This window comes from Psychromonas sp. 14N.309.X.WAT.B.A12 (assembly GCF_030397575.1).
In the GTDB taxonomy this organism is placed as follows: Bacteria; Pseudomonadota; Gammaproteobacteria; order Enterobacterales; family Psychromonadaceae; genus Psychromonas.
In genome coordinates this window covers 35,501-61,977 of the sequence record NZ_JAPNXS010000010.1, presented here as the reverse complement: position 1 = coordinate 61,977, position 26,477 = coordinate 35,501, and the positions used below count along the sequence as shown (strand labels likewise).

Sequence of the window (26,477 nt, the reverse complement as noted above, 5' to 3'; positions counted from 1 at the left end):
TTCCTTAAATTTGTTCTATGTACTGAGCATGTAATACCAATTTACCAAGATTGCTCTTGTTTTGGTGGTAAGTAATAAAACCACTTACTTTAATTTTCATGCCTTTCGATAATTTATTTTTCAACTGACTTGCTAATGGTCCACTTGTGACAATCGGCATATAGCACATTGCATTTCGTGGCAATCCAGCTTCTTCTTGCACTGAACGATGTTCTATCGTCAGATTACAGTGTTCCACGCCACTTGGGCTTGTTTTGTGTATCGGACTTTCGGTCACAATACCTGTAAGTTGCAAAAAGTTATCAGTCACTCAGTTTCTTATGCTTCAGCTTCAGCTGGTGCAGCTTCTGCTTCTGGGCGCGGAGCACGAGGAGCACGTTCAACACGTTCTTCTTTTGCTTTTGCTACTACAGATGCTTCAGTTACAGCAGTTTTAGTACGCATGATCATGTTGCGGATCACAGCATCGTTGAAACGGAAAGCAGTTTCCAAATCGTCGATTACTTTTTGCTCAGCTTCAATGTTCATAAGAACGTAGTGTGCTTTGTGTAGTTTGTTGATTGGGTAAGCCAGTTGACGACGGCCCCAGTCTTCTAGACGATGAACAGTACCAGCTGCTTCTGTGATAGAAGTAGTGTAACGCTCGATCATACCATTAACTTGTTCACTCTGATCTGGGTGAACCATAAATACGATTTCATAATGACGCATATAAAAATCGCTCCTTACGGGTTAGTAGCTTCATAAGTTGGCTCAGCCGTACCAAATAGAAGCAAGGAACAAAAAGGGTGGCTGATTTAAGGCGGCAAATTGTACATTCTGCAATCAAACTGCGCAAGCAATAAAGCTAATATATTTTAATCTTTATCGCTGAACTTTTCGTATTCGTTTGTATCTATAGCTAAGCAAGCTAAAATAACAACTTCTATACTTATCAAAGAGTCGATTTATTTGAATTCTCTACCTATTTACATATTAATCGCTAGCTTAATGGCAGTAAGTGCCGATGCGTGGTTTTCATTGGACTCGGAACAAGAAGATGACACCGAGCCCAATACCGAAGAGCTAGTAGAAAAACAGCCTGTTTCTGCTGAGCCTGAGGTGGTTGTGTTACAACAAACGCCCCTTCCCCCAAGTGAGCCTGAATCTTTATTATTAACCGCTGCGCAAGCGCAAGCTAAAAAGGAGATTGATGCATTAAAAGCTCAATTACAAGCTGAAAAATTAAAAAATCAACAGGCGTTAGAAGCACAACAAATTCAACAAAATAAACTAAGTTATCTACAATCTGAAAATGAGCGTCTGTTTGATAAAATCTCTACCTTAGACAATCAAGTTAACATTCAAGAATCTCATCTTGCTGAAAGTTTAAAACGAGAGCAGCGTTTAAATGATCAATTACAAAAACAGTTATTGCAGAAAGCCAGTATTACCAGTTCACCTATTGATAATATTAAAACTTCAATTGATCAACAGCCTGATCTATTAAAAACTAAAAAGATGGCTAATGGTAAAGATGCGATATCCGATGCCGAATATATTGATGTAGCGATACAAACCAATAAAATTAAAACCGATGTTGTTGATGGTAATGAACCTGAGACTGAAGAGGAAAAACGTTTTAGTGGTGCGGTGGAGTTTGGTTTCAATTATGAACAAGAGAACGATGTCACTAAAAGTGCGGAAGGGCGATTAATTTTAGATTATAACGTGACTGATGATTACAACATCAATAATGATATTCAATTTGAGTTCGAAGATGAAGAAGATGAAGATACTGATAACGATTGGCGTTGGCAGCTACAAGGAAACTATAGTTTAGATCCGGTTAATTCTTTGTTCTTACGTAGTGATATTCAGCGTAGTCAATCTGCTTCTTATCAAAAAGAGGATACTTTTACAGTTGGCCATGGTCATGTTTTCTTTAATGAAAATAATCATAAATTTAACACAGAGATTGGTCCTGGTTACAAGCAGGCCGAGCCAAACGACGGTGAAGATGCAGTCTCTTATAATGAATTCATTGTCCGAACTAAATTAAATTATGAAAGGATCGTCACTGAAAACTTACAAGTAACCTTAGAAGGGACCTTTGAGCTAGGCCATAAAAATAGTGTGTATGAAAGTGAGTTTAAAGTACAAAATAGAATCTATCAGGAATTGTATTTAATCTTTGATATTAACTATAAATATAATCAAAACGTACCCGATGATACTGAAAATGACGAGTTATCCACCGGTTTTAACTTACAATATGCGTTCTAAGAGGCTGTAATAAAAAAGGCCTAGTAATATCAAGTAACAATATTACTAGGCCTTTTTAGTTTATTTCAATGCAGATGATTAGCGGCGTTGACGGACCACTTCAAATAAACAGATGCCTGTCGCTACCGATACGTTTAGGCTCGATACAGCACCTGCCATGGGTAGTTTTATTAACTCATCACAATGTTCACGAGTTAGACGGCGTAAGCCTTTACCTTCTGCACCCATTGCTAAGGCCATTCCACTTTCTAATTTGCAATCGTAAAGGCTTTGCTCAGCTTCACCAGCCGTCCCATAGATCCAAATACCTTTATCTTGCAAGTTACGCATTGCACGGGCTAGGTTAGTTACGTGGATTAATGGGATTGATTCTGCTGCACCACAAGCGACTTTACGTACAACAGGCGTTAAGCTGGCTGAGTTATCTTTAGGTATTATTACGGCATGCACACCAGCGGCTTCTGCACTTCGTAAACAAGCACCTAGATTATGAGGGTCGGTGACACCATCTAAAATTAATAGAAATGGTGGCACATCCAAGTTCGCTAAAATAGGCTCTAAATCGTTATCTGTTAGCACTTTCATCGCTTTTACTCTAGCCATGATACCTTGGTGTTGCTCTCCATCAGATTTTTCATCTAATGCTTTACGTTGCATGAATTGAACAGACACTCCCCACTCTTTCGCTTTATTAAGTACATCATTTAAACGTTCATCATCACGTCCTTTTAATGCGTAAATCTCAATAACACGCTCTGGTTGCTTTTCTAATAAGGCATCAACGGCATGCATACCGTAAATAATTTCACTTTTACTCATTTGCTTTCTCTAATATTTAATATGTTTGATCACGGATTAGGTCTTAAAAGTCTAATCGGATTTTTTAGCTTTGTTACGTGCACGTTCTGCGCGACCAGGGCGACTTTTTTTAGTGCTAGTCGTTTTTTTCTTTTTAGAAGATAACGTATTTTTTACACCTTGCTTCACAGGGCGTTTCTTTTTAGGCGTTGTTTTTTTAGCGGCAGGTTTCTTAGTGTCTATCGCTCCCTCTTGTAGCTTTTCACGTTCACTAAGTGGCGGTGTTTTCTTACCACTAGAAGGTGCTGCTTTGCTGCGCGCTCTTTTATCAATAGGGCGGTCTGATGATTTTTTTGTTGAAGGTTTACGTCCACGCGTACGTTGGCCCGCTAACGCTTCATCGGCTAGTTCAAAATCAATCTTTTTATCATCAAGGTTAACTGATAATACTTTAACTTCTAATACATCACCGATACGGTAGACTCTGCCGGTACGTTCACCGGTTAAGGTTTGTTTGCCTGCATCAAATTGGTAGTAATCGGAAATTAACCCTGTGACATGTACTAGTCCGTCAATGTGGATATCATTTAAGCGAACAAAGAAACCAAAGTTAGTAACGGCGGCAATGGTACCTACCATCTTATCGCCAATATGGTCTTGCATGTATTCACATTTCAATGCGTCGGCTACATCACGTGTTGCATCATCAGCGCGACGTTCTGTCATCGAACAATGTTCACCTAGTTGGCTTACTTCATCATATTGATAGTTGTAACCACCGGTTTCAGTCCATTTTGCTTTTAATTGATTATTTTCTTGGTGTGCCACTAAGTATTTGATCGCACGGTGTAGGATAAGGTCAGGGTAACGACGAATAGGAGAGGTGAAATGCGCGTACTCTTCTAATGCTAAACCAAAGTGCCCTAAATTATCGCCTTGGTAGACAGCTTGTTTCATTGAACGAAGTAACATCGTCTGCAGTAATTCTTTATCATCACGCTCGGCAAAGCTCTCTGCTAAGTTGGCATAATCACGTGGAGCAGGTTTTTCACCGCCTTGTAAGGTTAAGCCTAATTCACCTAAAAATGAACGAAAGTTAGCTAGCTTTTCTTCGCTTGGTGTTTCATGAACACGGAATAAAGCAGCAGCATCGGCAGAACCAATGAAACGAGCTGAAGCAACGTTAGCTTGAATCATACATTCTTCAATGATTTTATGTGCATCGTTACGGACTAACGGTACAATTGAATCAATTTTACGCGCTTCGTTGAATAAAAAGCGTACTTCTAATGTTTCAAACTCCATACCACCACGTATATGGCGCGCTTTTTTAAAGGCTTTATATAGGTTCTCAAGCTCTTCTAAGTGTGGCACTAATGGTTTGTACTGCTCACGTAAGTCTTGATCACCTTCTAAAATAGAAGCGACTTTAGTATAGGTGAAACGTGCATGTGAATTCATCACTGCTTCATAGAATTTATAGTCTGTTAAATGCCCATCTTTAGAGATAACCATTTCACTGACCATACACAGGCGATCTACTTTTGGGTTTAGGGAACATAAGCCGTTAGACAATACTTCCGGTAACATTGGGATCACTTGGTCTGGGAAGTAAACTGAGTTACCACGATTAACCGCTTCTTTATCTAATATAGTGTCTTTACGAACGTAATAACTTACATCGGCAATTGCAACCCATAAGCGCCAGCCGCCATTAGGCTCTTTTTGACAAAATACAGCATCATCGAAGTCGCGAGCATCTTCACCATCAATGGTGACTAAAGGTAAATCTCGTAAGTCTACACGTCCTTTCTTAGCTTCTTCAGGGACAAATTCACCATAGTGAGCAATTTCTTTATCTAACCCAGCTGGCCATTCGTGTGGAATATCATGAGTGCGTAGTGCAATTTCAACTTCCATCCCTGGTTCCATATCTTGACCAAGTACTTCAGTGATTTTACCTGTTGCTAAAAAGCGAGCTTTAGGGCGTTGTACTATTTCAACAACAACTATTTGCCCGTGTCTTGCTCCGCCATTGTTTTCTTTGCTGATTAAGATCTCTTGATTAATACGAGAATCGTCAGGTACCACTGACCCCATACCATCTTCAACAAAATAGCGGCCAACGATAGTTTCTTTGCGAGCTTCTAGTAAACGTACAAAGCGTGCTTCAGTGCGGCCACGTGAATCTACTTTGACAGGCTGCGCTAAAATAGTATCTCCGTGGAATAAAAAACGCATTTGGTGATTAGGTAAAAACAGGTCTTTGCCGTCATCTGCGGTTTTTAGAAAACCGAAGCCATCTTTATGGCCAATAACGACTCCTGTTGACAGGTCTAATTTGTCCGGTAACCCATAGGTCGCATTTCGACACCAAACTAACTGGCCATCTCGTTCCATTGCTTTTAAGCGGCGACGTAATCCTTCCGCTTCTTCATCACTTGATAATGAGAATGCTTTGAATAAAGCATCACGTGTGATTGGTTTTCCATGTTTTTCGATAAATTGTAAAATGAATTCACGGCTAGGTACGGGATGTTCGTAAGTTTGTGATTCGCGATCTAAATTTGGGTCTAATGTCATATATGAAACTCTTTGTAAGGCAATTAGTGAAAGTATATCTGAAAATTGATAAAAGCTTTGAATTAATGAAGAAAAGGCTGATTTTTTTGTTTTTCAAACGAATTGTACATCTATTGAGCAAGTAAACCTATTTTATTAAAAAAACTATAAAAAAGACTAGACAGCTTTTGTTGGGTTCAGTATTATCCGCGCCACGCTAAAGACGTGAGCATCCGTAGCTCAGCTGGATAGAGCGTTGCCCTCCGGAGGCAAAGGCCACAGGTTCGACTCCTGTCGGGTGCGCCATTACTTCGAGAGCAATTGTTTTAAAAGAAAGCTCGGAAGTAAATAAAGTCTTTAGGTTATTAGTGGCGGATGTAGCTCAGTTGGTAGAGCCCCGGATTGTGATTCCGGTTGTCGCGGGTTCAAACCCCGTCATTCGCCCCATCTTTTCTTGATGTAAAACAGATACTCGGTGATTAGCGCAGCTTGGTAGCGCATCTGGTTTGGGACCAGAGGGTCAGAGGTTCGAATCCTCTATCACCGACCACACTAGAAAAGCCTGTAATACTTGATTGTGTTACAGGCTTTTTGCATTTTAGGGATATAAGGTTTCTATCAATGGTTTGACCTTAAACGATCGCTCAGTCCCCAAGCTGCCGCTTGTTCGCTCCTCTATCGCCGACCACATTAGAAAAGCCTGTAATACATGATTGTGTTACAGGCTTTTTGCATTTTAGGGATATAAGGTTTCTATCAATGGTTTGACCTTAAACGATCGCTCAGTCCCCAAGCTGTCGCTTGTTCGCTCCTCTATCGCCGACCACATTAGAAAAGCCTGTAATACTTGATTGTGTTACAGGCTTTTTGCATTTTAGGGATATAAGGTTTCTATCAATGGTTTGACCTTAAAGGATCGCTCTGACACTAAGCTGCCGGCAAACAGACTGCTCAGGCATAAAGCCTCGCTTTTTTGCTGCTCCATCTATTACCAACCATATTAGAAAGTTCGTCATATTGGATAAATATTTAATAGGCAAGATAATTTCAAACGCGCTAGATTTTAAGCCACTTTACTTAGTCTTTCTTCCATCACAAACGTTTTAGCTTTTATTTTCAATGAACTATTTTGATTAGAAGGTATCTATATAAGTCTTGATAGATGTAAATGAAGGAAATGCTAAATTAGTATTCATTCATTGAGATATTACTTTTAAAAAAATTGATCAATATAAGAAATAATTAAGGTAAAAAAATGAATAAAACAGCTAAAACGTTCGCCGGTTCCCTGTTAATTGCAACTTTATTTAGCCCTGCATTAGCGGCCCCTGGAAGTATCAAAGCTGGTGTCGCTTTTGATCAAGGTTTCGGTGTGACGGCGCAATTTAATAACACAATTAATGCCTTCATAGGTAATGATGGGGTGTCTGCAGATTATCTCTTGAAGCAAGGAACATTTAACTCCGATGTTCCTGTTAATTGGTATGTTGGTGTCGGTGGTGCCATTAACTGGGATGATCATCATCATGATTATGACAACTCTTATGCTGTTCGAGTGCCGCTAGGTGCATCAATTCCTTTTGCAAAAAATTGGGATGTTTATGGTCAAGTTGCACCTGACCTCGCTTTTCAAGATAAACATAATAACGATGACGATTTTGAATTTGGTGTCGATGTCGCTTTAGGCGTGCGCTACGGTTTTTAATTATTATTAAATATTTATTGTATAAATTGGGATTAGATAATAGATATTTCTTTTCCCGATAACCCTTCACTGTATAGTTTCATTTTTATAATTCCATCTTCATTTTTAAATCGACCACTCCCTTTACTCCCACCTGCTAAATAAAAAGAGGATAATACTTAGTAAGTACGTTTGATTAATTAGAAAATTTTACTACTGCCAAAGATTGTGTCGTCGATTTATTCTTGTTTTGACGGTTCAATACCAACACAAGGTTAATACTAAATTAGTCTAAACGAATAAACTCGAGGTGCGATTTGGTTTTACTTAACCCTGTGAATACTTTTAATATTATTTATGATTGAGCGCTGATTAGGTGAAAAGCTGAGTTAAGTTTTACTTATTTGCTTTGATTTAAAAAACAGAGATATTAAAAATCTTAAAAAGTTCAATATTTAATCTGTTTTTTTTTGTAAAAAACGGAAAAATGAAGGATTTAACACTTATTTAGCATTTCAATTTTGTAAATTTATGAGATCTTCATCACATTAACTTTCTTTTTTATCAATTTATTTGTGACGTCTCGTCATATAAGTGTGTTTGCTATTTCAGCCTTGAGAATTGTGTGGTAATTTTATTTTGCGCTTAAAGAACTGTAATACGTTGTTAACATTACACGACTTAAGTATTCAAAGGACTCAATTAAATTAATAGCCACAAGGTGATGGAAAATGAAAAAAACAATCTTAGCAACAATGCTGACTTCTCTATTCGCAGCAACAGCAGCACACAGTGCAACAGTTTATGAAGCTGACGGCGTAACTTTAGATCTTTTTGGTGATGTAGAAATTCAGGCTAACAAAGGTACTGAAGATGACGCACCTAAAATGATTCATCTTGATGATGCAGATTTCGGTGTTCAAGCTGGTTACGTACTTAGCGATAGTTTATCTGCGATTGCTAAAATCTCTGTAACTGGTGAAGATGAAACTGGATCTACAAACAACATCGATCTTGATGAAGCGTTTGTTGGTTTAAGCTTTACACAGTTTGGTACAGTAACTATCGGTCAACAATACACTATTGCTGATGATATCGGTATTGCTAACGATTACGCATTTGGTATCAACAGCGGTTACGCTGGTGTTGCAACAGATGGTAAGCAAGTAGTGAAATACGTTGTTGATAACGGTAATTACTACTTTGGTATTTCTTACCTATTAAATGAGAATGCAGCTTCTGATGATGTAGAGTCTATTGATGCTCGATTAGGCGTACGTATTGACGAATTAGACTTAACTGCTTACTTAGGTAAAGCTGATGATGCTGATGCAAGCGCTACTTCTGTTCTTTTAGAAGCACGTTACACAATGGATGATTTAGCACTTGCAGCATCTGTAAGTAGCCTTGATGGGTACACTTCTGCTGAAGACAGCACTGCATTCGGTTTAGCTGCTGCATACACAGTTGACAAAGTAACATACTCTGGTGGTTATTCTCTTCTAGATGTTGACGGTGATGAAGATAAATTAAATACATACTTTGTAAATGCTGCATACGCATTTAACAGCAATGTAACTGTTTACGCTGAACTTGGTGGCGATGATTCTGACGATTCAGAATTAGGTTACGGTGCTGGTATGGCTGTAACATTCTAATTTAGCTTTATTAAATACAGTCCTCTTTTTGTTATAGACAAAATTAATACTGGTATTTTAATAAACAATAAAACTGCTTATTTGTGAAAACAGGTAAGCAGTTTTTTTATGCCTTATGATTATATAAATACCAACAACCCATTATTGGATTCAGCTTTAAGCTAGCATTAGCAATATTAATTAACTGGTCTATGTATTTGTTAAAATAGCTTACTTTTTCATTGTAAATTTTGTAAAAAGAACAACTAGTAAAGAATTAATATTCTTTGGTTAATACTAGAAAAGATGATTACCCCTTCTTTTCTTTTTATGTGTATAAAGCCCTCACTTTTAACATTTAGCTCCCTACTCAATTAGATATACTTTGAAGAACGTGATATAAATATTTTTATTAAAATATGATAATTAAATGCTTATTTTGTAGTTCTCACTTTTTCATTTTAAAAACCTTGGATAGATCAATTTGATCGGATATCCCTTTAAAGGGATTCAACCATATTAGTAACGGAGTATTTTATGAGTTTCGTAGAAAAGGTAGTGATGGCACCGGAAGGACCTTCTTTTTCTAAGTTAATACAAGGATATTGGCGTTTAGACAGTTGGGGAATGTCAAAACAAGCTCGTTTAACGTTTATGAAGCAACATGTTGAGCTTGGTATTACTACAATAGATACGGCAGCTATATATAAAAATAGTGAAACGTTGCTTGGTGAGGCTCTCAAGTTAGATCCAGGAATACGAGATAAAATTCAGATAATTTCTAAATTTGGCATTAATAGTATCCCTGACTCTCCGTCTGAAAAGCGTGTTTCACATTATGATTCTAGTAAGTCTGCAATACTGACTTCTGTTGATAATTCTTTACGTCAATTAGGCGTGGAGCAATTAGATGCATTGTTAATACATAGACCTGATTTTTTAATGGTGGCCGACCAAGTTCAAGCAGCTTTTACTGAGCTTGAAAATTCTGGAAAAGTAGCTCATTTTGGTGTTTCAAATTTCACACCTATGCAATTTGATTTATTGCAATCTCGTTTGAGTCGCCCTTTAATTACTAATCAAGTTGAGCTCAATCCAATCAATCTTGATAGCCTTGAGAATGGTGTATTGGAGCAATTGCAAAAAGATAGGGTTAGACCTATGGCTTGGTCATGTTTAGCTGGCGGTGCTGTATTTAATAAAACTAATGTGCGTATTGCCCGCTTACGAACTACCTTAGAAGAAGTTGCGAAGGAGATTGGTGCAACTTCTATTACTCAGGTTATTTTTGCTTGGATTTTAAAACATCCTTCTAAACCCGTTGCTTTAATTGGTTCAGGAAAAATTAAGCGAGTACAAGATCCTGTGGCTGCCTTAAGACTAAATATGAATACTGAACAATGGTACCGTATTTTAGTGGCGTCTAAAGGGCAACCTGTTCCTTAATTGTTAAGTGGTTTATTTATACTCAGTAAAGTTAAGTGTAGATGGCTTTACTGAGTAAATTGCTAACGACATATTCTTTATATGAGGCTTAGGAATAACTTTCCTGCAAAGATTAATAAAATCCCTCCCATTGCTCTCTCAAACCAATGTCCTTGCTTTACGAAGCGTTGACGGACGCTCTCTTTAGAAAATAGAAAAGAAACTAAGCTAAACCACGCTGCTGTTGTTACTACAATCCATACTCCATATATTGATTGAATAGCAATTGGCGTGTGAGGGTTAACTATCGTGCTGAAAATAGCCAGGAAAAATAATGTTGCTTTAGGATTAAATACATTGGTCATGAACCCAATCATAAATGCTTTCTTTTGATCTTCTTTATTGTTGTCTGCTTCGACTAAGCTGGATTGGTTTGTTGCTGCTTTACTACTTAACAGGTTAATACCTAGGTAGGTTAGGTAGAGTGCTCCTAGTACTTTGGCTGATAACATTAAATAGGTTGATTGTGATATGAGTAAACCTATGCCTAATAAAGTGTAAATAACATGAATTGCAATACCGGCCCCTATCCCTAAACTTGTAATAACAGCGGTTTTTCTGCCAAAGCTAATACTTTGTCTCAGTACAATAGCAAAATCAGGCCCTGGGCTGATTACAGCGAGAAAATGAATGAGCGTTAACATTAAAAATTCATGTAAGTAGTTCATAGAATCCTTTCTTGTTGGGTATAAAGAGATAATAGAATGAGAGGGTTAAGGGGTAAAAAACACCTCACTAGACGCAAGTGGTGGTTATGTTAATTCATTTAATGCTAATGACAAGAGTGTCTGCTGATTATTCTCTGGAAGTGGTTGGCGGCTTTTCCCTAATAAATAGTTTTCTTTAAACGCATTAAATAACAGGTGCATGATTTTAGCGTTATTAGTTTCACCTAGGCTTTCCAAGACCAACCCTGCTACTTCAGCTGTGGCTAATTGATTATCTTTCGTTGCTTTGCGTACTAAATATTCAGACAGTTTTTCTGGTGCAAAAGATAATACTGGGAAATTATTCAAGTAAGGGCTTTTACGAAACATTTTCTTCGCTTGTGCCCAAGTCCCGTCTAATAAAATAAAGAGAGGGCGCTTGTCTTGTATGAGGTTTGGTAAAGTATGTTGCTTTATTACTTCTCTTTCCACTTGTGCATATTCCGATGGGAATACAACAATAGGGTACCAACGAGTGTCTTGTAATACCTTTAACATTGCTGAGTTTGGTTCTGTGCGAGACCAAATATAGGCATGAGTATCAATAATTAGATCAGCAATTAGTCGGCCTGTGTTACTAGGCTTTAATATTTCATCATCGTACATTAATAGCAAAAAGCCACTGTTGCTAAGTACTGGTTGTTTAATACTGCAAAGGCAAAGATAGGGCAATAACATGCAATGTTTGCAGCGATTAATACTTCCTCCTCTTGCAAGAAAAGGGCGTGTACTTTGGCTTAATCGAAAGTCGTATAATTTGTGAATAGCATGGATACGCATAATTGGCTCTTTAATGATTGAGTTATGATTATACCAATTCCGCTAATTATCTACTCATTTATACTTGTTAAAATGAATATTAGTTTGGTTATTGATTTTGCAATTAGAGTTACTGGTTACTGTAATCAATGCCTTGCTTTCATCCATTTTATCTATACTTAAATAGATCATTTAATTAACGGGGGAGGTATTATACGTAAATAAGTGAAGCGCTAGAATAGAGGAAGGTTAGGTGTGTGCTACTTTGAGTAAAATATTGATATGAAAAGGGGGGAGTTACCGCCCCTTCTCATTTTATATTATGATTAATAGATTATCGTTGATGTGATGGTAAATTGTTGTTTTCAAATGAATCAGCAAACTCATGGTTACGGTCGCGATGTTTTGCTTCATCATCGCGTATACACAGTACTACGTCACGTAATAACGCTTCTTCTGGTAAATTATAATAATCTTTAGCGATGCGAGGTGCAGGTACATTTTCAACAACACCTTCGTCTATTTTCTCTAAAAACTCTGTATAGCTTTTGCATGCTTCTTCCTCAAAGTAGCCCACTACTCTATGAGCTGTTTTAGAGGATAAAAGGTATAAGAAGGTGTACACAAATAAGAAAGCCCCTTGCCCTAATAAGACCAAGGTACGCTCAATCCAAGTAGGTTTGGCAATATCTAAAAAAATCATTAAATGCATACGTTCATTCTCAGCTTCGTCTAATAACTCTCGAACCCAGCCTTGATCATCGCGCATACGACGAAGTGCTTTTAAGTGATTAAACATGCCTGCTACCATACCCGGTACTGCGGCAATCGTTTCTAATATAACGGCTCTTTTTGCATATTTAGTGCCGTAAAAAAGGTTAAGTGTGAATTTCAATATCTGAGTTATTTTGTAAGCGATAGATTCAGACAATTTACTAGGCTTTTGGTGTAGCAATTCAAAGTTTGACATGGCATCTCTCTCAGTAGGTTAAAAGTCATTCTATAAACAAATTAATACTAAATGTGATCTTGGTCAATGCATTCAAAATGCTTGAAAATGTTGAATTTTTATCATGTAAATAAGTATTAACAAGTCTGGAAATATCCCATTAACAATTGTGAATAATTTTTACTTCAAACTCATTGAAAAAAGCCTTATTGATCACTTTTTGTTAGTTTTTTGTAATTCAACAATTTTTAAAACCTTTCATAATATTGACTAAAATTTGACCTGTTATTTCTTTTTTCATCGCTAATAGCTTTTACATTAGTTAAGTAAGTTTCTAAATATATTTTAAGTCAGTGTTGGGTAGCAGGGTAATTAGTCGTACTATTTTTCGGTTAACCTATTGCAAAGGCTGGGGTGTTTGACAAAATATGTGTATCTTGTAGCCCTGAGTGCTATTCCTTTATCTATTTTTATTTTTATTATCAGGTCACTGATTAATTCTGTTGAGTTTATGAGTAAATTCCGGTGTTATTAACTGTGTCGTTATCGCGTATATAATGAGGTTAAAAATAAGTAGTATGCTACTCAGGTGTTGAATTCATCCTTAGTATTGATTGTTAGTAGGTATTATTGGATGGTTATTTTTTATGAAACAAAAATGAGAAGTTAATGGCTGAGAAAAAACGTATTTACATTGCTTACACTGGTGGCACGATCGGTATGAAACCATCAAAAAATGGCTATATTCCAGTGGCTGGTTATTTATCGGAAACGATTAAAAATATGCCTGAATTTTTCCATGAGGATATGCCAGACTTTGAAATTCACGAATACGATCCATTAATTGATTCTGCCGATATATCCCCGCAAGCATGGCAAATACTGGCCAATGATATCCAGCAGAAGTACCATGATTTTGATGGGTTTATTATTTTGCATGGCACCGACACTATGTCTTACACGGCATCTGCACTATCATTTATTTTTGAAAGTTTAAGTAAACCTGTGATCATTACTGGTTCACAAATTCCATTATCTCAGTTACGTTCAGATGCGCGAGCTAATTTACTGAACTCATTATATATTGCTGCACATCACCCGATTAATGAAGTGTGTTTATTTTTTAATAATCAATTGTTTCGAGGTAACAGAACGACTAAACAACATGCAGATGGTTTTAGCGCATTTGTGTCACCGAATTACCCTGTTTTATTGGAAGCGGGTATTGATATTAAGAATATCGCAGGTAAAAAACAACGCACCGTTAATACGCGCTTAACGATTGGCCAGATTGAGAAACAATCGATTGCTATATTGCATCTATTTCCTGGTTTAGATTGGCAAGTTTTGGATAATTTATTAAAAAGTCCATTGCAAGCGTTAGTATTATTAACCTATGGCGTAGGTAATGCACAGCAAGATCCTGAGTTGCTAAAGACATTAAAAGAAGCAAGCGAGCGCGGTATTTTGATTGTTAACTGTAGCCAATGCTTAAAAGGCAGTGTGAACATGGACGGTTATGCAACGGGGCACGCGTTGAGCGAAGCAGGCGTGATTGGCGGTATTGATATGACTACTGAGGCGGTTATTGCTAAATTGCATTATTTATTAAGCCAAGATCTGAGCCATAAAGTGGTAAAAGAGTTATTAACTACAGACCTACGTGGTGAGTTAACGACTTCAACTTGATAAAAGGTTGTGAGAAAGGCCTCATTGATTATCTAATTAATGAGGCCTTGTTTTATAGAGCTTACTCTGTTGCTAAAACCAATGTTGGGTTATTAGCTAAACTACTTGCCACGGTTGAGCGATCCGTTAGTTCTTGGTATTGGTCTGATAAAATGGTATCAACAAAGTGCCATTCACTTTCTACCTTATCTTGAGTAAAGGTAAGTGTTAAGAAACCACGATCCTTAACGTTAACGTACTCTAGCCCGTCAACCAGTGAAACAAAGCCATCTTCAGTTGCTTCAACAACGGTATCATTAATGCCTAGATAATACTCAAGGCCTGGAGATGAAATTGATGATACTGCGAACTCTACACCTACGATAGTGCCATCTGCATTAGACAAATTATTCGCCCAAGCATTATGTGTGTCGCCTGCCACCACGACTAAGTTTTTATTATTGTTATTAAAAATATCTAATACTTTATCGCGCTCTGTTGCATAACCATCCCAAGCATCTAAATTGTAGGGAAGTGTTGGGAAAGAGAGTTGACTTAACACTTCTGTTGTTAATTTATCTGCATTTTCTGCATAATAAGTTTGCTCTGCGGTTGTTAAGCTAGGGTCGTTAGCTTCGATGCGAGCGGCAAGTAGTGCTAATCCACCTAGCTCTTCATAATCACTGGTACTCATAGTATTTAATGCAATTGCACCAGGTAGTTTCATCTCTCCCATTAAGACCTGTTGACCCAGGAGTTGCCATCGTCCAGTATTGACTGTGACACTATCTTCAAGCCATTGTAATTGCTCTGTTCCTAGCATGTTCCGTTCAGTTTCATATAAATCTTGATTAAATGTCTCTTCATCAAAGAAGATGCTACCATCAAAATAATCAGCATAATCTAGCTGTTGATCACGAGCTAATACACGGGTGTCTAGCATATAAAGATCCACTAGATCACCAAAAGCAAAGTGGCGATAAATTTCCTCATTATTGCCTTCGCTCCATGGACGAATCGGAAGCCATTCAAAATACGCTTGTAAGGCTGCTAGTTTTCGTTCTTCGAAGCTGCCTTCTCCATCGTTATGATTTCCTGCGCCATCTTGCCAAGTATCATCTGCAATTTCATGATCATCCCAGACAGTAATGAAAGGCACTTTACTGTGTAATAATTGTAAGTCAGGATCACTATGATATTGAGCGTATCGAGTACGATAATCACTTAGACTAAATAGCTCTGTGGCAGGTAATACTTCACGATCGAGTGCTTCAGCATTTTCACTTGCGTATTCATCTCGTGCATATTCATAGATATAATCGCCTAGGTGTAATACCGCATCTAAGTCTTCTTGTTGGGCTGCTAAGTTATAGACATTAAAATATCCTGCTGGGTAGTTAGCACAAGACATTACAGCTAATTTAACTGAATTGGGTGAGCCATTACTTATGGTTTTAGTCGTTCCAATAGTTGAAGTAACACCATGACTAATAAAGCGATAATAATATGTGGTATCTGCCTCTAAACCGACTACATCTACTTTTATTGTATAATCTTTTGAGGTACTGGTGGTGCTATTACCTGTACTAACTAGCTCTGTAAAAGTTTGATCTTTTGATACTTCCCATGAAACAGTTAGCTCTGCGTCAGTGTCTGGGGTGATGCGTGTCCATAGAATAATTGAATTAGCTAAGGGGTCACCACTGGCAATACCATGATTAAAACTAACGCTGCTAACTACTTCTTCATCTTCATCTGTTGCACACCCCATTAAACCGTATGAAACAACTGCTGCACCTGCTCCTCTAGCGGTTAATATTAGGAAATCACGGCGAGAAATAGAACCTTTCATTAAACTATCCTTATTTTAAAATTAACAGTGTATGGTGTTAATGTGACAACTTAGTTGTTAAATGATTGGTTTTTATTTGATGAATAATTCAAAAATTTTGGAAGTGGCTTCAACGATGGCGCTTTAGTCATTGTTAATTTAAATTAACCATACGTGTATGGAATAGGGGATCACGCTGTAGGATAGCCTTTCGAGAAGGCGAGATGTAAAACGTGGTTTACGCGCTTTACATCTTTATGTATTTCAATTACTCAGTTACACAATTAATTAATGATTTAATTCAATGTTTTCTGCTTTATGAAATGCACTGTGAGTTGCCAGTTGCTTCGCGTAGGTTTGAATATGTGGAAAGTTAGCGAGTTGACCGCTATTTGCCACTAATTCCACGATAAAAGACATCATGATATCGGCTCCAGTTAACTTATCTGCCACTAAATAACGCTTACCAGCTAGTGAATTATTAAAGTAACTGAGCACTTTGAAGGTTTCTGTATCAGCATAGTCACCTAGAAAGTTTGTTTCACAGCCATCCTTGTTAACAAACATCTTTAATAATAAAGGTAAAATAGCAGAGCTTTCGGCAAAATGAATCCATTGGCTGTACTCTATGTCATCTGTTGTATCTTTTTTCGGTGCTAGACGCCCATTAGAATATTTATTAATGAGATATTCTGTAATTGCGCCTGATTCAGTAATCACTACACCTGCATCTTCAATTACTGGTGATTTCCCTAATGGATGAATGGCCTTTAATTCTGGTGGTGCAAGGAAGGTTTGGCTGTCTCTTTGATAAGCAATAATACTGTAGTCAACGCCCAGTTCTTCAAGTAACCAAATAATACGTTTGGAGCGAGATTTATTTAGGTGGTGAAGTTTAATCATCTTATATTCCTTGTTGTTCATTTTGTTTAAAATGGTTACTCATCTTGTAAGTTGTCACACATTTTGTCGCAGCTTTCTTTTAATGTTAACAGCTCTTCTACGGGTAATTTTGATTTGCATAACATTTGATTTGGTATCGTTTCTGCTAAGTTTTTTAACTGAATTCCTTGCTCTGTTAAAAAAATTTCACGTACTCGTTCGTCTTCTAAACCACGTTGTCGAGTTAATAACTCCTTACCTTCAAGGCGCTTTAATAATGGTGTCAAGGTACCTGAATCTAAATGCAGTTTATGGCCTAATTCCTTAACGTTAATCCCATCATCATTCCAAAGCACAATCATTACTAGGTATTGCGGGTAGGTGAGATCTAAGGCTTTTAGCATAGGTCGATAAGCTCTAATAATGGCGTTAGCGGCACTATATAATGAGAAGCAAACTTGCTTTTCTATTACTAGATCGGAGGTTTGATTATCTACTTCCTGATCAATTTTATTATTAGACATATTCAATCCTTTAAATAGTGGTGTTAATTAGATTGTGCACAATATACTTGCGTTATAGTTTTAATGCGAGATATAATTGCTGGCAATTAGGTTGCGCGCAATTTATTTTTAATGAAGGTGATCGTAATTAAAATATTGGTCGTATTGCTTGTCCTGTTAATTGTTACGGTTAATGTGTGCAACACAAAAGTAATCGATTAAATCTGAATAAATGTAATTAAAAATAACTTTGTTTTAAGTTGTTAAATAGGAGTGATAGATGAACAATTTCAGTTACCAAAACACCACAGAGATTCATTTTGGTCAAGGTCAAATCGCAGCAATTACTAATAGTATTCCTAAAGATAAAAAAATATTAGTAACTTATGGTGGTGGTTCTATCAAGGGTAATGGTGTTTATGATCAAGTTGTTGCTGCACTTGCTGAACATAATTGGGATGAGTTTTCAGGTATTGAGCCAAATCCACAGTACGACACGCTTATGAAGGCTGTTGAACGCATTCGTGCAGAAGGCTTTGATTATTTATTAGCAGTAGGCGGTGGTTCTGTTGTTGACGGAACTAAATTTATTGCTGCAGCTGTTGATTTTAAAGGTGAAGAAGCTTGGGATATCCTTGCAAAACAAGGGAAAATAGAGAGTGCATTACCATTGGGCTGTATTTTAACCTTACCAGCAACAGGTTCTGAAACGAATGTTGGTGCTGTAGTGACTCGTGGTAAAAATAAGTTAGCATTCCAAAATCCACTAGTGCGTCCGCAATTTGCAATTCTTGATCCTCAAACTACGTTAAGCCTTTCTGAGCGTCAAACATCAAATGGTGTAGTTGATGCTTTTGTTCATGTTATGGAGCAATATCTAACGTATCCAGTTAATGCCAAAATTCAAGATCGTTTTGCAGAAGGTATTCTGTTAACACTAGTTGAAGAAGGGCCAAAACTAATTGTTGATTTACAAGATATGGAAGCGCGTACTAATGTCATGTGGGCCGCGACTCAAGCATTAAGTGGTTTAATTGGGGTAGGTGTTCCTCAAGATTGGGCTACACATATGATAGGTCATGAGTTAACTGGTAATTTTGGTGTTGATCATGGCCGTAGTTTAACCATTGTTCTGCCTGCTATTATGCAAGTTTGCCGTGAAGAGAAAAAAGCAAAATTACTACAATATGCTGAGCGTATCTGGAATATCACTGAAGGTACTGATGATGCTCGTATTGATGCTGCGATTGAGAAAACAAAAGCATTCTTCTCTGCAATGAATACACCTGTCTCTTTAAGTGAAATCGACTTAACGCAAACTGATGTCGACACCGCGATGGAAAGTTTAGAAGCTCACGGGATGACTAAACTAGGCGAAAACGGCACAATTGATTTGGCACGTTCACGTACAATTTTAGAAACCGCTTTATAAGTTTATAAGCATAAAAGTATTGCAATAAAAAGGGGACTGCTTAGCAGTCCCCTTTTTGTTTTAAGGGCGTTTGAAGTTAAGAGGTTAACTCTAGGCTCAACCCTAAAACGGAATATCGTCGTCAAAGTCCATTGATGGTTCGTTAAAACTTGCTGGAGCAGTGGGTGCTGGTTTTGCCGCCGGTGCCGGAGCAGCAGGACGAGGTGCTGGTGGTGGCGTCGGTTGAGGTGGCTGTTGCGGTTGGTAAGCAGGGGCCATTTGTGGTGGAGCAGACTGCGCTGGTGGCTGTTGAGGTTGATTACCCCAAGCTTGTTGAGGTGCAGCTTGTTGTGGCGCTTGGTTTGAGTAACCGCCTGCTTGTTGACCACCTTGATAAGGTTGACCTTGACCTGGTGCTTGATTACGTGCGTCTAACATTTGGATATCGTTAGCAATGATCTCTGTTTTGTAGCGATCTTGGCCATCTTGACCTTGCCATTTGTTAGTCTGTAATTTACCTTCAACATATACTTTTGCACCTTTTTTAAGGTACTGACCTACCATTTCGCCGAATTTACCGAAAACAACAATGTTGTGCCACTCAGATTTATTTTCGTATTCACCTGTTTGTTTATTTTTCCAACTTTCAGTGGTTGCAATTGAAAAGTTAGCTACTGCGCCACCGTTTTGGGTATAACGCATTTCAGGATCTTTACCTAGGTTTCCCACTAGGACTACTTTGTTTACACTACGGTTAAACATGTTTTTGCTCCGCTATTTCGACTTTACTTAAAATATTGTTAGCGCTTAATGAATACCATGAAGCGCTATAATTGGTTGTGCTCATTGCTGTTCAAAAACCTGTGCGTTTCCCTGGCTATTAACAGCTTTATTTCTGACTTAACGCTGGTTCGAAGGTTCGAAAAGAGCGATGATTTAATTCAAATGTTCTGCTGTTTTTTATTTCACTTTTTTATCATTATTAAAAAGCGAAAATAGTCAGTTCACTGCGGTTGTAGATACCAAGAGAAAATAAAAACCATAATTAGTATCAATTCTGCTAGGCATAAAAAACAAGCTACTACTAGCGTCTAGTTTATAGGAAAAAGCCCCTGTAATACTACCGAAAATTCACCTAAAAGGTGAAGTGCCCCATAAAACTTAGCTATAGGGCTTGAGCCACCTAGTGTGATCAATACAAACAATAAAATGCCCTTAAGCAGAATGACAAATAATACCTTGCTGAGAGTATATAAACTAAATTAGCAGATTGATTCTGACACTATTTAATCACTTTGTTGAGTGAGTTAATTAAGGTGCTAAGTAATCCATTGCGTTTATTCTCTTTCAGTACATGTTTTTAGCGCAATCACTAGGTAAACTATTTATACTAGCTGGGTTATTTTATTTATATTTTGGAGTTTTTTGTGCTCAGTTATCGTCATTCATACCATGCAGGGAATTATGCAGATGTGCTAAAACATACTGTAGTCGTTTCTATCCTTGATTACCTATTACAAAAAGATAAGCCATTTTGTTATCTAGATACCCACTCTGGATGTGGTGCTTATCAATTAAACTCGGAACAGTCATTAAAAACAGGTGAGTTTAAAGATGGGATTGCTAAGTTATGGGGACAAAAAAATCTGCCTGCTCCTTTGTCTCGTTATATGGAACAAGTAATTGCATTTAATGGTATGGATAAATTAAATTCATACCCTGGATCGCCAATGATCTGTAACCAAATGCGTCGCGATGATGACCGTATGTTCTTATTTGAATTACACCCTAATGAATTTACTAATATGCGTGGTAATTTCTCTGGTGATCGTCGTATAAAAATGGCTAATACTGATGGTTTACAAGGTTTAATCGCTAATATGCCGCCTAAAGAGCGCCGTGGTTTGGTGTTGATTGATCCCTCTTATGAAATTAAAACTGAATATGAAGAAGTGGTTGAAAGCTTAATTGCTGCACATCGTCGTTTTGCTACTGGCACTTATGCCTTGTGGTACCCAGTAGTAAAACGTGCCGTTATCAATAAAATGGAACGTGCGCTAAAAGCTTCTGGAATTAAAAATATTCAATTATTTGAATTGGGTATTACAGCAGATTCTGAAGAGCATGGCATGACGGCTAGCGGTATGATTGTGATTAATCCTCCTTGGACTCTTTTAAGAGAGATGCAACAAAGTTTGCCTTTCTTAGCTGAAACCTTAGGCCTTGATGCTCAAGGTCATTATCGGGTAGAGACTTTAGTCGCAGAATAATATTAATATAATCAATAATCTAGCCTTATACTGTTGAGGTTAGATTATGCTTTTAATTATTACTCGTAATACAGTTTAGTTATTCCGTTTATACAGACTCTTTGCCTCTTGATAATGGGATAAGCGACTTAGCCATTTCCTCATTTATTCAAAAACTCCCAGTTGATTAAAAAATTATTGTTATCTCTGCATTTATAGCTACTTTCACCTCACTCAGTGCCGTGATATATTAGCCTCCATTTATTTTTGATCTGTTTAGGGCTTAAATCCTCCTTGTTTTAAGAAAGCCTAAATCGACACTTTTACACGGAATATATCATGACTAAATCGACATCTGATATTCGCCAAGGATTTATGGACTTCTTTGGTAAAAAAGGGCATCAGACAGTGAGCAGTAGCTCGCTTGTTCCTGATAATGACCCGACACTGCTATTTACAAATGCAGGGATGAACCAATTTAAAGATACTTTTTTAGGTTCTGAAACAAGAGCTTATACGCGTGCTACGTCAAGCCAACGCTGTGTACGTGCTGGTGGTAAACATAACGATTTAGATAACGTGGGTTACACAGCTCGCCATCATACTTTCTTTGAAATGTTGGGTAATTTTAGTTTTGGTGATTATTTTAAAGAAGAAGCCATCGCATTTTCATGGGAATACCTTACTGAAGTTTTAAATATTCCAAAAGAAAAATTACTTGTGACGGTTTATGAAAGCGACGATGAAGCATTTTCATTATGGGCCAATAAAATTGGCGTACCAGAAGAAAAAATTATTCGTATCGGTGATAAATCTCCTGAGAAAAAATTTGAATCAGATAATTTCTGGTCAATGGGGGATACTGGTCCTTGTGGTCCTTGTTCAGAGATTTTTTATGATCATGGTGAACATATTTGGGGTGGTCCTCCAGGTTCACCTGAAGAAGATGGCGACCGTTTCATTGAAATTTGGAACCTAGTATTCATGCAATACAACCGTCTTGCCGATGGTACGATGGAAAACTTGCCAAAGCAGTCTGTTGATACAGGTATGGGCCTTGAGCGTATTTCTGCGATTATTCAAAACGGCCATTCAAACTACGATATCGATCTTTTCCAAGGTCTAATCAAGAAAGTAGCGGAAGTGACGGGTGCAAAAGATCTTGAAGATAAATCTTTACGCGTAGTTGCTGATCATATTCGTTCATGTGGTTTCTTAATCTGTGACGGTGTTATGCCTTCTAACGAAGGTCGTGGTTATGTATTACGTCGTATTATTCGTCGTGCTGTTCGCCATGGACATAAGCTAGGCGCTCAAGGTGTATTCTTCTACAAAGTGTACGAAGAGTTGATTAATCAAATGGGCAAAGCTTACCCAGAGCTTGAAAAACAACGTGAATTTGTAGAAAAGATATTACGCTTAGAAGAAGAGCAATTCGGTAAAACACTGGAGCGAGGCCTACAAATTTTAGATAATGAGTTAGAAGCATTAACTGGCTCTGTGATCCCTGGTGATATCGTGTTTAAGCTTTATGATACTTACGGTTTCCCTGCTGATTTAACCGCTGATATTGCACGTGAGCGTGAATTAACTATCGACCAAGATGGCTTTGATGCAGCGATGACTGAGCAACGTACTCGCGCTCAACAAGCTAACAACTTCGGGAAAGATTATAACGATGTTTTAAAAGTTGAAGATAAAACAGAATTCCTGGGTTATCAAACTTTAGAAGCTGAAGGCACTGTGGTTTCGTTAATTAAACAAGGTGAGTTTGTACAAACCTTAGGTGAAGGTGATAACGCTCAAGTTATTTTATCGCAAACACCATTCTACGCTGAATCTGGCGGTCAAGTAGGTGATGCTGGTGTACTAACATTCGGCGAAGTGAAGTTTGTTGTAACCGATACTAAAAAATCAGGTGATGCATTCCTACATGTCGGTTACTTAAGCGCTGGTACATTAACAGTTGGCGATACAGTAAAAGCAGAAGTAGAAGCAGATCGTCGTAAAGCAATTGCCTTACACCACTCTGCAACGCATCTATTACACGCAGCCTTACGTGAAACTTTGGGTGATCATGTTACGCAAAAAGGTTCATTATGTGATGCTGAAAAGTTACGTTTTGATTTCTCGCACTTTGAAGCCTTGTCTAATGACACATTAAATAAAGTCACTTATTTAGTTAACCAAGCAATTCGTAACAACTTTGAAGTTGTGACGCAATTGATGGACATTGAGCAAGCGAAAGAAAGCGGGGCAATGGCACTGTTTGGTGAAAAGTACGATGACATGGTACGCGTAGTGACAATGGGCGACTTTTCAGTTGAACTTTGTGGCGGTACGCATGCTAAACGTACCGGTGATATGGGGTTATTCTTAATCACATCTGAAGCGGGCACTGCTGCTGGTGTACGTCGTATTGAAGCCGCTGTCGGTGAAGCGGCGAGTGTTGTGCTACAAAACCTTCGCGAGCAATTCTCCAAAGCATGTGACCTAGTAAAAGGTGATAGTTTCACGCTAGGTGAAAAAATCATGGGCACTTTAGATCGTAATAAAGCACTAGAAAAAGAGTTAGCACAATTAAAAGCAAAAATTGCTAGTGAAGCTGGTTCTAATTTAACAGACCAAGCTGTTGAAGTTAACGGTGTAAAAGTCGTTGTTGCTCATATGGAAGGGGTGGACCCTAAATCATTACGCACTAGCGTAGATGAGATGAAGAACAAGTTACAATCGGGTGTTGTTGTCCTAGCTACCACCGTAGGCGACGATAAAGTTAGTCTAGTGGTTGGTGTGACTAAAGACCTAATTGGTAAAGTAAAAGCAGGTGAATTAGTTAATGTTGTTGCTGTTCCTGTTGGTGGTAAAGGTGGCGGTCGTCCTGATATGGCGATGGCTGGCGGAAATAACCCAGCTGCTTTAAAAGATGCATTAGCGTTAGTTAACCCTTGGTTAACCGAACGTTTGTAAGAATTAAGGGTCTATACCCGAGAGTATAGCAAGGAAATGAGATGGCACTGATAGTTCAAAAATATGGCGGTACTTCAGTTGGTACTGTTGAGCGTATTAAAGTGGTTGCAGATAAAGTCAAAGCAACAAGAGAAGCGGGTCATGATGTAGTGGTTGTTTTATCTGCAATGTCAGGTGAAACAAACCGTTTAATTGCCTTAGCAAAAGAGTTTATTGAGAAACCAAGTGCACGCGAAATGGACGTGCTATTAACAACAGGTGAGCAAACGACGATTGCATTATTGTCAATGGCGTTGCATAACCTAGATGTTGAAGCAGTGTCGATGACGGGCGACCAAATTCGCATGAAAACTGATGCGAGTCACTCTAAAGCACGTATTTTAAATGTTGAAACTGAGAACCTTCAGAAGCATTTAAAAGCGGGTAGGGTGGTTGTGGTTGCTGGTTTCCAAGGCCGTAGTGAAGATAACAACATCACAACATTAGGTCGTGGGGGTAGTGATACTTCAGCCGTGGCAATTGCAGCAGCATTAAAAGCCGATGAATGTCAGATCTATACTGATGTTGATGGTGTATATACTACTGACCCTCGTGTTGAGCCAAATGCACGTCGTCTTGATAGCATCACTTTCGAAGAGATGTTAGAAATGGCGAGTCTAGGTGCTAAGGTATTACAGATTCGTTCTGTAGAATTTGCAGGAAAATACAACGTGCCACTACGTGTACTTTCTAGTTTTAAAGATGGTGGTGGTACGTTAATTAGTTATGAGGAAAATAAAATGGAATCTCCTGTTATCTCTGGCATCGCATTCAACCGTGATGAAGCGCGTTTAACTTTATCTGGTGTGCCTGATCAACCAACCATTGCTGCTCAAATCCTTTCACCTATTGGTGCTGCTAATATCGATATCGATATGATTGTGCAAAATACATTAGGTGATGGTAAAACTGATTTTACTTTTACTGTACATCGTGATGATTATGCTGAAGCAACTAAGCTATTAAATGAAGTTTGTACTAAGTTAAGTGCCGATTCAGTACAAGGTAATAACGAGATTGCCAAAGTGTCTATTGTTGGTGTGGGTATGTGGAACCACCCTGGTGTAGCACAAAAAATGTTTGAAACATTGGGTGCTGAAGGAATCAATATGCATCAAATTGCTACTTCTGAAATTAAAATCTCAGTATTAGTAGATAGTAAATACTTAGAATTGGCTGTACGTGCTTTACACAAAGCATTTGAGCTTGAGAGTGAACCAAAGCAAGAAAAATAAAACTATGCGATAACACAGTAAATAAATAGCGTTTTTACTGTGTTATGAGCCATACTGATTAATCATTATATTCAATCGAATAATTTAGGAGCTTAAATATGCTAATTTTGACCCGCCGTGTTGGCGAAACACTAATGATCGGTGACAACGTGACTGTGACTGTATTAGGCGTTAAAGGTAACCAAGTACGCGTTGGTGTTAATGCGCCAAAAGATGTATCTGTACATCGTGAAGAGATCTACATGCGTATTCAAGCAGAAAAGAACGCAACCGCAAGTTAACTTGTTAGTTGTTAATTTTTTGTATAGAGGCTAATAGCCGCTATTAACAGTAATAAACATGATGTTGAAAAGAAGAGCTAATTAGCTCTTTTTTTATGCCTGTTGGTTTTTTTAGGTTTGTTTGTGTATTGCTTTTAATGTTGTGAATATTTGCCACTTCGTTCAGTCTAATACGACTTGTTTACGTTTGTAGGTGGATAATACGAAAGCTATTTTGACTTAATACTTTTATCGATATTTAAAAAGTTACGACACATTTTTTAAGATATGTGGGCTTTTGCCTGCAGTATTTTGGTTTTATGTTTTATGTTTTATCGATATTTACGAAAGTTACGATACATCTTTTAAGGGGCGCTGGCTTTAGCCTGCAGTGTTTTGCTTTTGTGTTTTTTAGTATTTTGATTCTGTAAATACTTGTCGCTTCGTTAACTCTAAAGCCATTAATATCCGCATGCGATGACGCGCACATTGGCTTTATGCTTTATCGATATTTACGAAAGTTACGACACATCTTTTAAGGGGCGCTGGCTTTAGCCTGCAGTATTTTGGTTTTTGTGTTTTTTAG

At 37.9% G+C, this 26,477-nt stretch carries 21 protein-coding genes and 3 tRNA genes; 13 read left to right on the top strand and 11 right to left on the bottom strand.

What is annotated here, in order from left to right:
• Positions 1-4 precede the first annotated feature (4 nt).
• Positions 5-310 carry a primosomal replication protein N gene (priB, locus tag OW492_RS13275; protein ID WP_290040626.1) on the bottom strand — a complete coding sequence of 102 codons (306 nt, stop codon included), beginning with the start codon at positions 308-310 and terminating at the stop codon, positions 5-7.
• A gap of 8 nt (positions 311-318) precedes the next feature.
• Positions 319-711, bottom strand: a complete 393-nt coding sequence (gene rpsF / locus OW492_RS13270) for a 30S ribosomal protein S6 (RefSeq protein WP_290040624.1) — start codon at positions 709-711, stop codon at positions 319-321.
• A 240-nt stretch (positions 712-951) separates the two neighbouring features.
• On the opposite strand from rpsF, the gene OW492_RS13265 reads away from it, so the two are divergent.
• The gene (locus tag OW492_RS13265; protein WP_290040622.1) at positions 952-2,265 is read left to right on the top strand and encodes a DUF481 domain-containing protein; all 1,314 of its coding nucleotides are present in this window, start codon (positions 952-954) and stop codon (positions 2,263-2,265) included.
• A gap of 78 nt (positions 2,266-2,343) precedes the next feature.
• Here OW492_RS13265 and rlmB read toward each other — a convergent pair whose 3' ends face one another.
• Together rlmB and rnr are read right to left on the bottom strand one after the other, a co-directional pair.
• Positions 2,344-3,084 (bottom strand): 23S rRNA (guanosine(2251)-2'-O)-methyltransferase RlmB, encoded by a 741-nt coding sequence (rlmB, locus tag OW492_RS13260; RefSeq protein ID WP_290040621.1) that lies wholly within the window; start codon positions 3,082-3,084, stop codon positions 2,344-2,346.
• Positions 3,085-3,135: 51 nt separating this feature from the next.
• Positions 3,136-5,646, bottom strand: a complete 2,511-nt coding sequence (gene rnr / locus OW492_RS13255; RefSeq protein WP_290040620.1) for a ribonuclease R — start codon at positions 5,644-5,646, stop codon at positions 3,136-3,138.
• 208 nt (positions 5,647-5,854) lie between these two features.
• Between rnr and OW492_RS13250 the strand changes: the two genes are divergently transcribed.
• The 6 genes from OW492_RS13250 (at position 5,855) to OW492_RS13225 (ending at position 10,392) form a co-directional block, all read left to right on the top strand.
• Positions 5,855-5,931: transfer RNA gene (locus OW492_RS13250), tRNA-Arg, on the top strand.
• A gap of 65 nt (positions 5,932-5,996) precedes the next feature.
• A tRNA-His gene (locus tag OW492_RS13245) sits at positions 5,997-6,072 on the top strand.
• A 26-nt stretch (positions 6,073-6,098) separates the two neighbouring features.
• Positions 6,099-6,175, top strand: a tRNA-Pro gene (locus tag OW492_RS13240).
• A gap of 705 nt (positions 6,176-6,880) precedes the next feature.
• On the top strand, positions 6,881-7,330 hold the full coding sequence (locus OW492_RS13235; protein ID WP_290040619.1) for an outer membrane beta-barrel protein: 450 nt from the start codon (positions 6,881-6,883) through the stop codon (positions 7,328-7,330).
• Between the two features lie 710 nt (positions 7,331-8,040).
• Positions 8,041-8,967, top strand: a complete 927-nt coding sequence (locus OW492_RS13230) for a porin (protein ID WP_290040618.1) — start codon at positions 8,041-8,043, stop codon at positions 8,965-8,967.
• A 516-nt stretch (positions 8,968-9,483) separates the two neighbouring features.
• A complete protein-coding gene (locus OW492_RS13225; RefSeq protein ID WP_290040616.1) occupies positions 9,484-10,392 on the top strand; it encodes an aldo/keto reductase in 909 nt (302 codons plus the stop codon).
• A gap of 77 nt (positions 10,393-10,469) precedes the next feature.
• Here OW492_RS13225 and OW492_RS13220 read toward each other — a convergent pair whose 3' ends face one another.
• The 3 genes from OW492_RS13220 to OW492_RS13210 form a co-directional block, all read right to left on the bottom strand.
• The gene (locus OW492_RS13220; protein ID WP_290040613.1) at positions 10,470-11,099 is read right to left on the bottom strand and encodes a LysE family transporter; all 630 of its coding nucleotides are present in this window, start codon (positions 11,097-11,099) and stop codon (positions 10,470-10,472) included.
• 84 nt (positions 11,100-11,183) lie between these two features.
• Positions 11,184-11,918 carry a tRNA-uridine aminocarboxypropyltransferase gene (locus OW492_RS13215; RefSeq protein WP_290040611.1) on the bottom strand — a complete coding sequence of 245 codons (735 nt, stop codon included), beginning with the start codon at positions 11,916-11,918 and terminating at the stop codon, positions 11,184-11,186.
• Between the two features lie 313 nt (positions 11,919-12,231).
• A complete protein-coding gene (locus tag OW492_RS13210; protein WP_290040609.1) occupies positions 12,232-12,867 on the bottom strand; it encodes an alternative oxidase in 636 nt (211 codons plus the stop codon).
• Positions 12,868-13,515: 648 nt separating this feature from the next.
• On the opposite strand from OW492_RS13210, the gene ansA reads away from it, so the two are divergent.
• Positions 13,516-14,535 (top strand): asparaginase, encoded by a 1,020-nt coding sequence (gene ansA / locus OW492_RS13205; RefSeq protein WP_290040608.1) that lies wholly within the window; start codon positions 13,516-13,518, stop codon positions 14,533-14,535.
• Between the two features lie 61 nt (positions 14,536-14,596).
• Here the strand turns inward: ansA and OW492_RS13200 are convergent, their stop codons facing one another.
• The 3 genes from OW492_RS13200 to OW492_RS13190 form a co-directional block, all read right to left on the bottom strand.
• Entirely contained in the window at positions 14,597-16,366 is a 1,770-nt protein-coding gene (locus OW492_RS13200) for an alkaline phosphatase D family protein (RefSeq protein WP_290040606.1), read from the bottom strand.
• A gap of 267 nt (positions 16,367-16,633) precedes the next feature.
• On the bottom strand, positions 16,634-17,248 hold the full coding sequence (locus OW492_RS13195) for a glutathione S-transferase (protein ID WP_290040605.1): 615 nt from the start codon (positions 17,246-17,248) through the stop codon (positions 16,634-16,636).
• A gap of 35 nt (positions 17,249-17,283) precedes the next feature.
• On the bottom strand, positions 17,284-17,751 hold the full coding sequence (locus OW492_RS13190) for a MarR family transcriptional regulator (protein WP_290040604.1): 468 nt from the start codon (positions 17,749-17,751) through the stop codon (positions 17,284-17,286).
• Between the two features lie 259 nt (positions 17,752-18,010).
• On the opposite strand from OW492_RS13190, the gene OW492_RS13185 reads away from it, so the two are divergent.
• Entirely contained in the window at positions 18,011-19,162 is a 1,152-nt protein-coding gene (locus OW492_RS13185; RefSeq protein ID WP_290040602.1) for an iron-containing alcohol dehydrogenase, read from the top strand.
• A 102-nt stretch (positions 19,163-19,264) separates the two neighbouring features.
• Here the strand turns inward: OW492_RS13185 and ssb are convergent, their stop codons facing one another.
• Positions 19,265-19,903, bottom strand: a complete 639-nt coding sequence (gene ssb, locus OW492_RS13180; protein ID WP_290040601.1) for a single-stranded DNA-binding protein — start codon at positions 19,901-19,903, stop codon at positions 19,265-19,267.
• A 665-nt stretch (positions 19,904-20,568) separates the two neighbouring features.
• Here ssb and rlmJ point away from each other — a divergent pair.
• From rlmJ to csrA, 4 genes are all read left to right on the top strand, one after another.
• Positions 20,569-21,411: a 23S rRNA (adenine(2030)-N(6))-methyltransferase RlmJ gene (rlmJ, locus tag OW492_RS13175; protein ID WP_290040600.1), complete on the top strand. Its 843-nt coding sequence runs from the start codon at positions 20,569-20,571 to the stop codon at positions 21,409-21,411.
• 318 nt (positions 21,412-21,729) lie between these two features.
• Positions 21,730-24,357 (top strand): alanine--tRNA ligase, encoded by a 2,628-nt coding sequence (alaS, locus tag OW492_RS13170; RefSeq protein ID WP_290040599.1) that lies wholly within the window; start codon positions 21,730-21,732, stop codon positions 24,355-24,357.
• Positions 24,358-24,398: 41 nt separating this feature from the next.
• Complete coding sequence (locus tag OW492_RS13165) at positions 24,399-25,631, top strand: aspartate kinase (protein WP_290040598.1); 1,233 nt, start codon at positions 24,399-24,401, stop codon at positions 25,629-25,631.
• Between the two features lie 98 nt (positions 25,632-25,729).
• On the top strand, positions 25,730-25,912 hold the full coding sequence (csrA, locus tag OW492_RS13160) for a carbon storage regulator CsrA (protein WP_113818314.1): 183 nt from the start codon (positions 25,730-25,732) through the stop codon (positions 25,910-25,912).
• Positions 25,913-26,477: the final 565 nt, after the last annotated feature.